The organism is Bradyrhizobium guangdongense (genome assembly GCF_004114975.1).
Lineage (GTDB): Bacteria > Pseudomonadota > Alphaproteobacteria > Rhizobiales > Xanthobacteraceae > Bradyrhizobium > Bradyrhizobium guangdongense.
The window spans coordinates 2,913,953-2,927,771 of record NZ_CP030051.1 but is presented as its reverse complement, the minus strand read 5'-3'; the positions used below and the strand labels follow the sequence as shown (position 1 = coordinate 2,927,771).

The 13,819-nt window shown below is 63.1% G+C and carries 13 protein-coding genes; 6 read left to right on the top strand and 7 right to left on the bottom strand.

Annotation, left to right across the window (positions count from 1 at the left end):
* Positions 1-16: 16 nt before the first annotated feature.
* From X265_RS13865 to X265_RS13840, 5 genes are all read right to left on the bottom strand, one after another.
* Positions 17-733 carry an ABC transporter ATP-binding protein gene (locus tag X265_RS13865; RefSeq protein ID WP_128965314.1) on the bottom strand — a complete coding sequence of 239 codons (717 nt, stop codon included), beginning with the start codon at positions 731-733 and terminating at the stop codon, positions 17-19.
* Positions 726-1,481 (bottom strand): ABC transporter ATP-binding protein, encoded by a 756-nt coding sequence (locus X265_RS13860; protein ID WP_128965313.1) that lies wholly within the window; start codon positions 1,479-1,481, stop codon positions 726-728. Before X265_RS13860 ends, X265_RS13865 begins: the two co-directional genes overlap by 8 nt.
* Positions 1,478-2,506, bottom strand: coding sequence for a branched-chain amino acid ABC transporter permease (locus X265_RS13855; RefSeq protein ID WP_128965312.1), 1,029 nt, complete (start codon positions 2,504-2,506; stop codon positions 1,478-1,480). The genes X265_RS13860 and X265_RS13855 overlap by 4 nt, the downstream gene beginning before the upstream one ends.
* An 8-nt stretch (positions 2,507-2,514) precedes the next feature.
* Complete coding sequence (locus tag X265_RS13850) at positions 2,515-3,384, bottom strand: branched-chain amino acid ABC transporter permease (RefSeq protein ID WP_128965311.1); 870 nt, start codon at positions 3,382-3,384, stop codon at positions 2,515-2,517.
* A gap of 197 nt (positions 3,385-3,581) precedes the next feature.
* Positions 3,582-4,760 carry an ABC transporter substrate-binding protein gene (locus X265_RS13840; protein ID WP_128965310.1) on the bottom strand — a complete coding sequence of 393 codons (1,179 nt, stop codon included), beginning with the start codon at positions 4,758-4,760 and terminating at the stop codon, positions 3,582-3,584.
* A gap of 575 nt (positions 4,761-5,335) precedes the next feature.
* Between X265_RS13840 and X265_RS13835 the strand changes: the two genes are divergently transcribed.
* Entirely contained in the window at positions 5,336-5,629 is a 294-nt protein-coding gene (locus X265_RS13835) for a hypothetical protein (protein WP_128965309.1), read from the top strand.
* Between the two features lie 119 nt (positions 5,630-5,748).
* On the opposite strand, the gene purU is transcribed toward X265_RS13835, so the two are convergent.
* Positions 5,749-6,612, bottom strand: a complete 864-nt coding sequence (gene purU, locus X265_RS13830) for a formyltetrahydrofolate deformylase (protein ID WP_128965308.1) — start codon at positions 6,610-6,612, stop codon at positions 5,749-5,751.
* A 159-nt stretch (positions 6,613-6,771) separates the two neighbouring features.
* Between purU and X265_RS13825 the strand changes: the two genes are divergently transcribed.
* Together X265_RS13825 and X265_RS13820 are read left to right on the top strand one after the other, a co-directional pair.
* Entirely contained in the window at positions 6,772-7,614 is an 843-nt protein-coding gene (locus tag X265_RS13825; RefSeq protein ID WP_128965307.1) for a uroporphyrinogen-III synthase, read from the top strand.
* 124 nt (positions 7,615-7,738) lie between these two features.
* On the top strand, positions 7,739-8,995 hold the full coding sequence (locus tag X265_RS13820) for an MFS transporter (protein WP_128965306.1): 1,257 nt from the start codon (positions 7,739-7,741) through the stop codon (positions 8,993-8,995).
* Here X265_RS13820 and X265_RS13815 read toward each other — a convergent pair.
* Entirely contained in the window at positions 8,992-9,666 is a 675-nt protein-coding gene (locus tag X265_RS13815) for a Crp/Fnr family transcriptional regulator (protein ID WP_128969263.1), read from the bottom strand. The genes X265_RS13820 and X265_RS13815 overlap by 4 nt on opposite strands.
* A gap of 331 nt (positions 9,667-9,997) precedes the next feature.
* On the opposite strand from X265_RS13815, the gene X265_RS13810 reads away from it, so the two are divergent.
* The 3 genes from X265_RS13810 to X265_RS13800 all read left to right on the top strand — a co-directional run bounded on the left by X265_RS13810 (position 9,998) and on the right by X265_RS13800 (position 13,819).
* A complete protein-coding gene (locus X265_RS13810; RefSeq protein ID WP_128965305.1) occupies positions 9,998-10,819 on the top strand; it encodes an ABC transporter ATP-binding protein in 822 nt (273 codons plus the stop codon).
* Positions 10,816-12,747 carry a long-chain fatty acid--CoA ligase gene (locus tag X265_RS13805; RefSeq protein WP_128965304.1) on the top strand — a complete coding sequence of 644 codons (1,932 nt, stop codon included), beginning with the start codon at positions 10,816-10,818 and terminating at the stop codon, positions 12,745-12,747. The genes X265_RS13810 and X265_RS13805 overlap by 4 nt, the downstream gene beginning before the upstream one ends.
* Positions 12,748-12,925: 178 nt before the next feature.
* Positions 12,926-13,819, top strand: coding sequence for a branched-chain amino acid ABC transporter permease (locus X265_RS13800; RefSeq protein WP_128965303.1), 894 nt, complete (start codon positions 12,926-12,928; stop codon positions 13,817-13,819).

The window sequence follows — 13,819 nt, the reverse complement described above, 5'->3', positions numbered from 1 at the left end:
AAACGCGCTAGACAAGTTAGTGGGCCGCCGCCCCTGCGACCCCGAGATGGCGCTCCAGAACCGAGGGGTCGGCCTTCAGCGCTGCGCTCGGAGCATCGTGGACGATCGTTCCGCGCTCCAATATCACAACGCGGTCGGCGAGCCCCAGAATCTTTTGGGCATTCTGCTCGACGATGATCGAGCAGATGCCACCGGCCCGGGTGATGGTACCGATCGCCTTCAGCAGCTCCTCGACGATGATGGGGGCAAGGCCCTCGGTCGGCTCATCCAGCAGCAGGACCTTCGGATTGAGGGTCAGCGCGCGGCCGATCGCCAGCATCTGCTGCTCGCCGCCGGAGAGCTGGTTGCCGAAGTTGCTTCGACGTTCCTTGAGCCGCGGGAACATCTCGTAGACCTTCTCGACCGTCCATGGACCGGGCTGCGCCACCGCGGTCATGTTCTCCTCGACCGTCAGCGAGCGGAAGATGTTGCGCTCCTGCGGCACCCAGCCGATTCCGGCACGCGCGCGCTGGTCGGGTCGCATGGTCGTGACATCGGTTCCAGCAAGCCCGACAGTCCCGGAGAAGCGGCGGGTGACGCCGACGATCGAGTTGATCAAGGTGGTCTTGCCAGTGCCGTTGCGCCCGAGCAGCGCCAGCACCTGTCCCTCGGCAAGGCGCAGCGACATGTTCGGCAGCACCACCGCCTCGCCATAGCCGGCGCGCAGGGACTCGATCGCGAGCAGGTCAGACATTGACCGCCTCCTCACCGAGATAGACCGCCTTCACTTGCGGATCGCGCGCGACCTGGTCGGGCGGACCTTCGGTCAGCAGCGCGCCGGAGACCAGCACCGAAATGCGGTCGGCAAAGGAGAACACGAGGTCCATGTCGTGCTCAATCAGCAGCACCGTCACGTCGCGCGGCAGCGCGCCGACCACCGCGAGAATGTCGTGGCGCTCGCTCTCAGGCACCCCGGCGGCAGGCTCGTCGAGCAGAAGCACGCGCGGCTTGGCGGCAATCGCAACTGCGATTTCGAGCAGGCGTTGCTTGCCGTAAGGCAGCGTCACGGTCTGTTCGTTCATGACGTCGAGCAGATGGAAACGCGTCAGGAGATCGGCGATCTCCCCGTTGACATCGCTGCGCGTCCCCATCCGCCGCCACCAGTCGCCGCCGTGACCGAGGCGCTCGGAGACGGCAAGGCCGATGGTCTCTAACGGGGTCAGGTCCGGATAGAGCTGGTTGATCTGGAAGGTCCGCGACAGTCCCCGCAGCACGCGCTTGTGCACGGGCAGGTCGGTGATGTCCTGGCCTTCAAGCAGGATACGGCCGGAGTTCGGCTTCAGCACGCCGGTGAGCTGGTTGATGACGGTGGTCTTGCCGGCGCCGTTTGGTCCGATCAGCGCGTGGCGTGCGCCCTGCTCGATTTTGAGCGACAGGTCGCGGGTGACGCGCAGGCCGCCGAACTGCTTTTCGAGGTTCTGGGTTTCGAGCGCGATGGTCATGCGTCGCTCTCCGGCACCGCGACGACGGCCTTGCGGCCCCCAACCTGCTTGATGACCAGGTTCGGCACGTACAGCACCCAACGATGCAGCCGCTGGCGGCCGACAAGCACGATCACGACCAGCACGAGGCCGATCCAGAATTGCCAATATTGCGGGGTGATGGTGGAGAAGACTTCCTGGAGCATGCGGAAGACCACAGCGCCGATCAGCCCGCCGTAAAGATAGCCGGTGCCGCCGATGACGAGCACCAGCATCAGATCGGCCGAGCGGTCGAAGGCAAACACGTCGAGCGAAGCGATCGCGGTGGTCTGGGTGAACAGCGCCCCAGCAATGCCGGCGTAGAACGCGGCGAGCGTATAAATCGCGATCAGCCGGCGATTGACGGGGATACCGATCGCGGCCGCGCGCAGCGGGTTGTTCTTGATCGCCCTCAGCGACAGGCCGAACGGCGAATGCACGATGCGGCGGGCGAGCAGGAACAGCACGAACAGCACGGCCAGCGAATAGAAGAAGCCGGCCTTGCCGAACATGTCGAACGGTATCGCGCCGAGGATCGGCTGCATCTCGATGCCTTGCAGGCCATCGGTGCCGCCGGTGACGTTGGAGAAGCGCTCGGCGAGCGCCTCCAGCAGCAGCGCGATGCCGAGCGTAACCATCAACCGGGTCAGGTCGACGCCACGAATGACGAGGAAACTGGTGGCAAAGCCCAGCACCATCGCCGCAAGGCCCGCGGCGATCAGCGCTAGCACCGGCTCGTTGATGACGCCATGAAGCGCAAGAAGCCCCGCGGCATAAGCACCGACACCGAAGAAGGCGGCATGACCTAGCGAGACGATGCCGGCATAGCCGAGGATGAGATCGAGTGACATCGCAAACAGCGCGAGCCGCAGGATGTCGGTCATGATCAGATAGCGGGTGGGAAACAGAAAGCCGCAAGCAAGCACGACGAGCCAGAAGGCGGCCTCGGCATAGTGCCAGCGCGCCTGCCGCTGAGCGTGAAAACCGACGTCTGACGAAGCGCTCATCGGCAAACTCAACGCGCGGCCGTGCGGCCGAACAGGCCGTTTGGGCGCCAGATTAGGATCACGATCATCATGGTGTAGATCACGAAGGGTCCCATCTTCGGCACGTAATACTTGCCGGCGACGTCGCCGATGCCGAGCAGGAGCGAGGCGAGGAACGGGCCGGTGATCGAAGACGAGCCGCCGACGGTGACCACGATCAGGAAGTAGATCATGAACTTCAGCGGAAAATACGGGTCGAGACCGAGTATCTCGGCGCTCAGTGCACCGCCGAGGCCGGCGAGACCGCAGCCAAAGGCGAAGGTGAAGGCGAATACCTGCGGCACGTTGATGCCGAGTCCACTCGCGGCGCGGGGATCATCGACCGCAGCGCGCAGGCGGCTGCCGAAGCGGGTCTTGGCCAGCACCATCTGCAGGCCGATGGTGAGCAGGCCGCAGATCACGATGATCATGAGCCGGTAGCGGCCAATGCCGACGCCGAACAGGTCGAACTGCCCCTGCAGCGCGGCCGGCAGGTTGATGAACACGCGCGACGAACCCTGAATGTAGTCCACGGCCGCGACCGACATGAAGGTCAGGCCGATCGTGAACAGCACCTGGTCGAGATGGCTACGCGTATAGAGGTGGCGATAGAGCGTGCGCTCGAGCACGATGCCGATCGCCGCGGACGAGACGAAGGCAAGCGGCAAGGCCGCGAAGAACGGCCAGCCGTGCTGGTTCACCAGCAGCATGCAAACATAGCCGCCGGCCATGGCGAAGGCGCCATGGGCGAGGTTGACGAAGTTCATCAGGCCGAGCGTGACCGCAAGCCCGCAAGCAAGCACGAACAGCAGCATGCCGTAGGCCACGCCATCGAACAGGTTGGTGAGGATTGAGGTCATCAGGCGTTTTAGACTATCTCAGGTGTAGCAATGAGCCGTGCTGCGCTCCCTCCCCCGCATGCGGGGGAGGGCTGGGGAGAGGGTGTCTCCACAACGAAGACTCCCACAAAGGAGAGAACCCTCACCCGGCGCTTTGCGCCGACCTCTCCCGCAAGCAGGAGAGGTGAGAGAGCTCCGGGATGACGCGCTTTCGCGCGTCACTTCTTGGTCTTGCCGAGATCCTTCACGGCTTCGAAGGTCTGGAACTCGACATTGTAGAGCTCGCCGTCGACCTTCTCGACCTTGCGGATATAGACGTTCTGGATGATGTCGCGCGTCTCCGGATCGATCGAGATCGGACCGCGCGGGCTCTCCCACTTCTGGCCCTTCATGGCCTCGACCAGCTTGGTACCGTCGGTGTCGCCATTGGTCTTCTTAAGCGCCTCGTAGATCAGGTGGATGCCGTCATAGCCGCTCACGGCCATGAAGCCAGGACGATTGCCAAAGGCCTTCTTGTAGGCTGCGACGAAGTCCTTGTTCATCTGCGAGGGATGCGCCGCCGAATAGATGTGCGCGGTCACGGTCCCGAGCACGGCGTCGCCCATGTTGTTCAGGAGGTCGTCGTCGGTGACGTCGCCGGGGCCGATCACCTTGATGCCGGCCTTGTCGAGCCCGCGCTCGGCATACTGCTTCATGAAGTTGCCCCCCTGACCCGCCGGCACAAACACGAAGATCGCGTCGGGCTTGGCATCTTTCATCCGCTGCAGGAACGGTGCGAAGTCGGGGTTGGCAAGCGGCGTCTTGACCTCTTCGACCACCTGTCCACCACCGGCGGTGAAGTGTTCCTTGAAGAAGTTGAGGGCGTCATTGCCCGGCGCGTAGTCCGAGGTCAGCGTCGCCACCTTCTTGATGCCATTCTTCACCGCCCAGTCGCCGATGATGGTCGAGGACTGCGCCAGCGTAAAGCTGGTGCGCACGATGTAGGGCGAGCGCTCGGTGATGATGGAGGTGCCGGCTGCCATGACGACCTCCGGAATTTTCGCCTGCGTCGCCAGCGGCGCGGCCGCGAGCGCTGCCGGCGTCACGCCGAAGCCGCCGATGAAATTGACCTTGTCGTTGACGATCAGCTCCTGCGCGGCGGTCTTGGTCTTGTCCGGAATGGCAGCGTCGTCCTTGACGATGATCTCGATCTTCTTGCCGGCGACGGTGTCGCCATTCTGCTGCATATAGAGCTTGATCGCGTTCTCAATCTGCTTGCCGGTCGAGGCCTGGCCGCCGGTCATGGGCAGGATCAGACCCACCTTGACAGTGTCCTCCGCCTTGGCCGGGGCGAGGCCCGCAAGACTTACGACCACAGCCGCTGCTGCGGTGCGTGAAAAAATTCTGCGTTCGAACATCGGACGTCCCTCCCCTTCATTCCTGACAAGTTGTGTGCCGAACCGAGTCCCCGGTCCTTGCCGCGCTCTAAACTTACGGACAAGCCATGCCGCGCGGCCACATGGCGTCCTCTGCAACCCCGTTGTCAATCGGACGTTGGGCGACCATTCGGCGCAAGCCGCGCGATCGGCCGACCACGGAGGAGAGATTTGTACGATTGTACAAACAAAAAGTCCGTGTCAACAACAAAGCCGTGCGGCTAGCCAGACGGCCTATCGGCAGCTGATGCAGCACCCTAGGAGCGTCCAACGGCGGCGTGGCTGGAGAAAACCGCCTCTCCCTTGCAGAATTCGAACATGCGCCGGAGGCGGCGTTGAATTGATCCACTCGGCATCTTCACCTGCATACGTGATGTATACTTTATCAGGTCTAAGAAGCCAATCGGCCGCAAATTGGCTTACTATATTACCTTTTATGTATACACGCGAAACCGCCGTCGAATAGGCCAATTTTACCGATTGAGGACTAGGGTGACGCCGCTGCGTCCATCGGGCGCCCCATCATTCGCGTCCCGGTCCAGTTCGACCCAGAAGATATGCTCATGCGTTTCCGTTCGCCTTCGATCGCTGCCGTCGTTGTCTTGCTGGCTTCAGGCCTTGCTGGCTGCGGCACCGTCAACGAGAAGCTTTCGGCCGGCATGGGCGACTACGTTCCGCAATGGGCCGGCGGCCTGCCGGCCGACGCGCCGCCCCGGCCGGGCACGCCGCAATACGACGCTTACATGAAAGAACGCGAGCGCAAGCGGCTGATGCCGGCGGCCGATCGCGAGAAAGAAGAGCAGACGCAGAAGGGGGCCACCGGGTCCGCCTCGGGCACTGCCGTGCGCTGAGGAAGCGCACAGTTGTCATTCCGGGGCGATGCGCAACATCGAACTCTGGTGCGCAATCGCTCACCTGAGAATCTCGAGATTCCGGATTCGCGCTTCGTGAACCCCGGATTGACGGTTTCTCAATCCACAAACACCACGGTCTTGCGGCCGTTCAGGATGACGCGGTCGTCGAGGTGATAGCGGATCGCGCGTGCCAGTACGCGGCGTTCGATATCGCGCCCCTTGCGGACGAGGTCTTCCGGCGTGTCGCGATGGCTGATGCGCTCGACATCCTGGTCGATGATCGGACCTTCGTCGAGGTCGCGCGTGACGTAATGGGCGGTCGCGCCGATCAGCTTGACGCCGCGCTCATGGGCCTGGTGATAGGGCTTTGCGCCCTTGAAACCCGGCAGGAACGAGTGGTGGATGTTGATGCAGCGTCCGGACAGTTTGGCCGACAGATCATCCGACAGGATCTGCATGTAGCGCGCCAGCACCACGAGATCGGTCCCGGTCTTCGCGACGAGATCGAGGATCTGCGCCTCCTGCTCGCTTTTGGTCTCCTTGGTGACGGGCAGATAGTGGAACGGGATGCCGCCGAAATCGAGCCCGGCATAGACCTCGCGCGGATGGTTGGAGACGATCGCCGCAAGCGTCATCGGCAATTCGCCGGTGCGCCAACGGTAGAGGATGTCGACCAGGCAATGGTCGGACTTCGACACCAGCAGCATCACCTTGCGATGCGCGGCGCGATCACGCATCTGCCACTCCATGCCGAAGCGATCGGCAATCGCGGCAAAGCCGGTCTGCAGCGCAGACAGTTCCACGGCGAGATCGGCCGCGGTGAACACCACGCGCATGAAGAATTTCTTGGTCTCGATGTCGTCGAACTGCTGGGCGTCGAGAATGTTCTGTCCGGAGTTCGCCAGGAAGGTCGACACCGCCGAAACGATGCCTGGACGATCCGGACAGGACAGCGTCAGAACGTATTGATGATCGGGCATGGCTGTTGAAGAGATGGTCCTTGATGAAGGTTTGTGCAGATCCGCGGAACGACCGGCGATTTGCGCCCTGCTCTAGCACCGACGCGACCCTTGCGCCAATCCCGGCGACAGAGTCAGGATGAACGGACCATTGCGATTTCGACCGACCGGAGCACGCCCATGGCCCACCGCTTGAACGGCACCCGCATCCTGATCCTGGAAACCCGCGAGGAGGCGCAGTTCTCGAAGCTTCTGGCCGAGCAAGGCGCCCAAGTCGTGCAATGCCCGATGTTCACCATCGAGGATGCGCCGGACCCGGCCCCGGTCGAAGCCTGGATCCGCCGCGCCATCGACAAGCCACTCGACGACCTCGTGCTGATGACCGGAGAGGGCCTGCGGCGGATCATGAAGCTCGCACGCGCACGTGGGCTCGACCAGGCCCTTGTCGCGGCCCTGGCCAAATCGCGGAAATTCACCCGTGGGCCGAAGCCCGGCAAAGCGCTGCGCGAGATCTCGCTCGAGGCCCAGCACACCACGGAGAAGCCGACCACCGAGGGCGTGATCGAGATGCTGAGCAAGCTCGATTTGAAGGGACATCGTCTCGGGCTCCAGCTCTATCCGGACAAGGACCACAGCGGGCTGACCGGCGCGCTGGCCGCACAAGGTGCCGAGGTTGATACGGTGCTGCCTTATGCCTACGACTCGAAGGCTGCGGACGCCAACATCGTCGCCGCCATCGATGACATGGCCGAGGGACGAATCGATTCGATCGCGCTCACCAATCTCGGCCAAGTGCGTCGGCTGATCGAGGCGGCGAAGGTACATGGCAGCGAGGCGAAGCTGCGCGCGGGATTCGAACGAACGCTGATCGCATCAGTTGGGCCGGCCGTTTCCGGCGAGCTCGCAGCGCATGGATTGCGTACCGATATCTCGCCCGCGGATGATGCCTATTTCATGCGCCCGCTGATCTCGGCGATGGCCGTGGCGCTCGCGGAACGAAAAGCGAGAGCTGCGGCGAGGTAAGAGCCAGGCGCAGGGGCGGCCCGCGACGGTCGCGATTGACACGCGGATCGTCGGCGCTACGCTTCCGAGCAGCAAAGAGAAATGACAAGGGCAAGGGAATCGCCGTGACACGCGTCATCGCGTTGTGAGCACAACCGCGCGGCGTTCGGCGCTCGCGCCATTCCGCATCCGCAACTATCGTTTCCAGTGGCCGTCCGATCTGCTCACCTCCTGGGCATTCGAGATCGAGACGCTGGTACTGGGCTGGTACATCCTGGTCGAAACGGGCTCGGTGCTGCTACTGACTGTCCTCGCGTCGCTGCAATATCTGGGGACGCTGATTGCTCCGGTGCTCGGGATGGTCGGCGATCGCATCGGTCACCGCGACCTCCTGGTCATGCTGCGCCTCACCTACACGGTGCTCGCCTCAACCATCATGGTGCTGGCGCTGACCGGTCATCTGGCACCGCTCAAAGTGATGGTCATCGTGACGGTCATGGGCCTGATCCGCTCCTCGGATCTCGGCCTGCGTAGCGCGCTGCTCGCCGACATCATGCCGGCCGAGCTGCTGGTGGGGGCGATCAGCCTGTCCCGCACGACCCAGGACAGCGCGCGCATCGCCGGGGCGCTGACAGGAGCCGGACTGTTCGCGACCTTCGGCATCGGCAAAGTCTATGCAGTGATCGCCTGTCTTTATTTCGTGGCCGCGGTCCTGATGCTGTGCCTGACCCGACCGCCGAAGCCCGCTCAGCATCGTGCGGTCGAGAGTCACTCGGGCTCGCGGCTGCTGCGCGATCTCAAGGAAGGCATCGTGTATTCCTGGAACGGGCCGGCCATGCTGGCAGCGCTTTGCGTCGCGTTCCTGACCAATCTCACCGCGTTTCCGCTGACCAATGGATTGCTGCCCTACATCGCGCGCGACATCTTTCAGACCGACCAGACCGGCCTCGGTTACCTCTCGGCGAGCTTCGCCCTGGGCTCGCTGATCGGCTCGGTCACGCTCAGCCTGGTCAGCGGGCTGCGCATTGCCCGGCTCCTGATCGGCGCCACACTGGCCTGGTACACGATGCTGCTGGTGTTCGTCGAGATCAGGACCATGCCGGTCGCCATGATGTGCCTCGTGCTGGCCGGTACGGCCCAGAGCATGTCGATGATCTCGGCCGCCGTGATCCTGATGCGGACGGCCAGCGCGCATCTGCGCGGCCGCGTGATGGGCGTGCGCATGATGGTGATCTACGGCCTGCCAATCGGATTGCTCGCGGCCGGCAGCCTGATCGATGTCATCGGCTATTCGGCAACAGGCTCGCTCTACGCCGCCGCGGGCTTCATCGCGATGCTGGCCATCGCCATTCGCTGGCGCGCCGACCTCTGGCCGGTGCATGCGCCCGCCAACGCGCGCTAGTCTCCGTATCCGCGCAGCCGTTCGACATCGAGGATGGTGACGCCGCCATACTCCAATCGCAGCAGCCCCTCCTTCTCGAGTCGGTTCAGGGCGCGATTGGCGTTCTGGCGCGACATGCCGGACAGCGCGCCGATCTCCTCCTGGGTGATCTCCAGATGCGCGGTCGATTCCGGATAGAGGATCGGGTTGAACAGCGAGGCGATGCTTCGGGCAAGCCGAGAGGTGGCATCGAGCGTGCGATTGACTTCAAGCATGCCAATGAACTGGCCAAGCCTCTCGTTGAGCTGACGCACCAGAAAGCGGTTGAAGCCGACGCTGTTCTCGAACAGCCACATGAAGGCTGAGCGCTCCATCAGGGCGACACGGCTGTCGCGTAGCGCGACCACATCATAGCGGCGCGGTTCATTCTTAAGCACGCTGCCTTCGCCGAACCAGGCGCCGGCGGTGAGCCCGGCAAGGCTGGTCTCCTTGCCGTCGCGCGAGACGCCGCCCATGCGGGCCAATCCGCTCACCATGCCGGCCCAGTAACCGAACTTGTCGCCACGCATGAACACCGTCTCGCCGGTGCCGTAAGACCGTTCCGAGATCCCGGCGCGGGCGACCTCGATCTCCGCCGGCGTGAGCTCTCCCGCCCAGGCAGCGACGCGCTTCAGTTGATCCTCTGAAATCATGGTCGAGAGGCCAGCCGCACGGTTTCGTCGCTCCATTCTTCTGTTGCATTGCAACATGATCGTTCCGACCACCATCCGCCGAAAGGTGGAGGCCGCAGCCGCCCGAAAAACTTTGTCGCAGAATTGTCAGGCTGGAGACATTTCAAAATAGCGCTTTCCCCTATTGAGAACCACCTCGGGCGATGCGGCTTTTGATCCCAAACGGGATGACAGCGGCGGGGCTACGGTCGGGACCATGTGCTGCATGGCCTCACCGGCACGACCGTATTAGGATCGGCCGAGAGGATGAAGAGCGCCGCTGAATGCGCCATCACCGGGAGGGATTTATTTGGTGGCTACCAGTCTCGAAGTGCGCGGCGTGTCCCTGCGATTCGGCGGCGTCCGTGCGTTGACCGACGTCGGCTTCGCCATCAACGAAGGCGAGTTGTTCTCGATCATTGGCCCCAACGGCGCCGGCAAGACCTCGATCGTGAACTGTATTTCCGGTCGCTATAAGCCGACCGAAGGCCAGCTGTTCTACCAGGGCCGCGACATCACGGGGCTGACGCCGAATGCGCGCGCCTCGCTCGGCATCGGCCGCACCTTCCAGAACCTCGCCCTGTTTCATCATATGAGCGTGCTCGACAACATCATGGTCGGCCGCCATCACCTCCTGAAGAACAATTTCCTCACAGGCTCGCTGTACTGGCTCACCGGCGCCCGCAAGGAGGAACTCGAGCACCGCCGCAAGGTGGAAGAGATCATCGACTTTCTCGATCTCCAGTCGGTGCGGAAAGCGCAAGCCGGCACCCTCTCCTACGGCCTGCGCAAGCGCGTCGAGCTCGCCCGCGCCATGGCGCTTGAGCCGCGTCTCATCCTCCTCGACGAGCCGATGGCCGGCATGAACTTCGAGGAGAAGGAGGATATGGCCCGCTACATCGTCGATCTCAACGAGGAGTTCGGCATGACGGTGGTGATGATCGAGCACGACATGGGCGTGGTGATGGACATCTCCCACCGCGTCATGGTGCTGGATTTCGGCCGCAAGATCGCCGAAGGCGATCCCGCCGCCGTGCTCGCCGACCCCCACGTCAAGCGCGCCTATCTCGGCGAGGAGGACGAGGTGCTTGTCGATCCCGATGATGCGCCGCCGGCGCAGGAGAGCGCGGCATGATGAATTACGCCGCCCGCGTCGCGCAGGCCGACACCTATCCGAAGATGCTCCGGCTCAACGCAAAAGAGCATGGCAACGAGATCGCGCTGCGCGAGAAGGATCTCGGGCTCTGGCGCCCGTTCACCTGGAACGACTACCAGGAGCGCGTGCGCGACTTCGCGCTCGGGCTGATCGAGCTTGGCCTCGGCCGCGGCGACGTCATCGGCATCATCGGCGACAACCGGCCGGACTGGGTTGCGGCCGAAGTCGCGACCCATGCAATCGGCGGATTGAGCCTCGGGCTCTATCGCGACGTGCTCGACGAAGAGGCCTCCTACCTCCTCAACTACGGCGAGGCCCGGCTCGTCTTTGCCGAGGACGAGGAGCAGGTCGACAAGCTGCTCACGCTGGCCGACCGCGTGCCGAAGCTGAAGCACATCATCTATTCCGATCCGCGCGGGATGCGGAAATATGACGATCCCAGGCTGATGGCGGCCGAGAAGTTCGCCGAGCTCGGCCGGATCAGAGCCACCCGCGAGCCGGAGCTTTACGACAAGCTGGTCGATGCGACCAAGGGCGAGGACGTTGCCATCCTCTGCACCACTTCGGGCACGACCTCACATCCGAAGCTCGCGATGCTCGCCGCCGGCCGCGTGCTCGGCCACTGCGCGACTTATCTCGCGTTCGATCCGAAAGGACCGGACGACGAATACGTCTCGGTGTTGCCGCTGCCGTGGATCATGGAGCAGGTCTATGTGCTCGGCAAAGGCCTGCTCTGCCGGATGAAGATCAACTTCGTCGAAGAGCCGGATACGATGATGAACGATCTGAGGGAGATCGCGCCGACATTCGTGCTCTTTGCCCCACGGGTCTGGGAATCCATCGCCGCCGATGTCCGAGCCAAGGTGATGGACGCGACGTCTTTCAAGCAGCGTCTGTTCGACATCGGCATGAAGTCGGGTCTTGCTGCGCTGGAACAGGGCAAGCGCTCGGGCTTTGCCGATGCCATCCTGTTCCGTGCCCTGCGCGACCGCCTCGGCTTCACGCGGCTACGCTCGGCGGCGACCGGAGGCGCGGCACTCGGGCCCGATACGTTCAAGTTCTTCCAGGCCATGGGCGTCCCGCTGCGCACGCTTTACGGCCAGACGGAACTGCTAGGCGCCTATACGCTGCATCCCGAGGGCAAGGTCGATCCAGACACCACAGGCGTTCCGATGGCCGACAATGTCGAGATCCGCATCGACAATCCTGATGTCCACGGCGTCGGCGAGATCGTGGTGCGACACCCCAACATGTTCCTCGGTTACTACAAGAACCCGGAAGCCAGCGTCGCTGACATCAGGGACGGCTGGATGCTGTCGGGCGATGCGGGCTACTTCAATGCCAACAAGCAACTCGTCGTCATCGACCGCATCAAGGATCTCGCCGAGACCTCGCGCGGTGAACGCTTCTCGCCGCAATTCATCGAGAACAAGCTGAAGTTCTCGCCCTATATCGCCGAGGCCGTGGTGCTCGGGGCGGGCCGCGATGCGCTCGCCGCGATGATCTGCATCCGTTACTCCATCATCTCGAAATGGGCCGAGAAGAACCGGCTCTCCTTCACGACCTACAGCGATTTGTCGTCTCGGCCCGAGGTCTATGCGCTTCTTCGGAAAGAGGTCGAGACCGTCAACGCCACGCTGCCGCCGGCGCAGCGCATCTCGCGCTTCCTGCTGCTCTACAAGGAGCTGGACGCCGACGACGGCGAGCTCACCCGCACAAGGAAAGTGCGCCGCGGCGTCATCAACGAGAAATATGAAGGCATCATCGACGCGATCTATCGCGGCGACAGCGACATCCCCGTCGACACCGTGATCCGCTTTCAGGACGGCACCACGCAACGCGTGCGCACGACGCTGCGCGTGGTGGACCTCGGCGGACACGGCCCCATAGCGGAGGCTGCGGAGTGATACAGGTGCCCGTCGCGAACGACGCTGCCCTTCGCCTCTCCCCGCCTGCGGCCGCGCTATCTCATGCGCACTCCCTCATTGCGAGCGCAGCGAAGCAATCCAGACCGTCTCCGCGGAAAGATGCTGGATTGCTTCGCTGCGCTCGCAATGACGATGTGGGTGCATCAGGAGACCATACATGAACACTGCCTTCCTCATCCAGCTTCTGGTGAACGGTCTCGTGGTTGGCACGCTCTATGGCGTGGTCGCGATGTCGTTTGTGCTGATCTACAAGGCCACCCAGGTTGTCAATTTCGCGCAAGGTGAACTGCTGCTGGTCGGCGCCTGGGTGTGTTGGGCGCTGCTGGCGAAATATCAGGTGCCGTTCTGGATCGGCATGCCGATGACGCTGGTGTTCATGTTCGTGTTCGGCATCGCGGTCCAGGTCCTGATCCTGCGGCCGATGATCGGCGAACCTATCATCTCCGTGATCATGGTGACGATCGGCCTTTCCACCGTGTTGCAGGCGACGCTGAAATGGATGTTCGGCGTCAACCCGCAACCGTTTCCGCGCGTGTTCGAGAGCCAGTCGGTCAGTCTGTTCGGCCTCCAGATCCAAACCGTCTACGTGATGAGCCTCGTGGTCTCGGTCGCGATGATGATCGGCATGGCCTGGTTCTTCCGCGCATCCAAGTATGGACTTGCGATGCGCGCCACGGCGTTCAACCAGCAGGTCGCGCAATCGCTCGGCATTTCCGTGAAAAGCGTGTTTGCAATGGCCTGGGCAATCTCGGCGACGGTTTCGGCGGTTGCAGGCGTGGTGGTTGCCGTGGTGAACGGCGTATCATCGGGACTCGCAGCCTACGGCATCAAAGTGTTTCCGGCGGCGATCCTCGGCGGCCTCGATTCCGTCGGCGGCGCTGTACTGGGCGGCATCATCATCGGCCTGCTCGAGAACATCGCGCAATATGTCGACAGCGAATACCTGCATTGGGGCAATCTTTACGAGATCGCACCGTTCTACGTCCTCATCATCGTGCTGATGATCAAGCCCTATGGCCTGTTCGGCACCCACGACATCGAGCGGATCTGA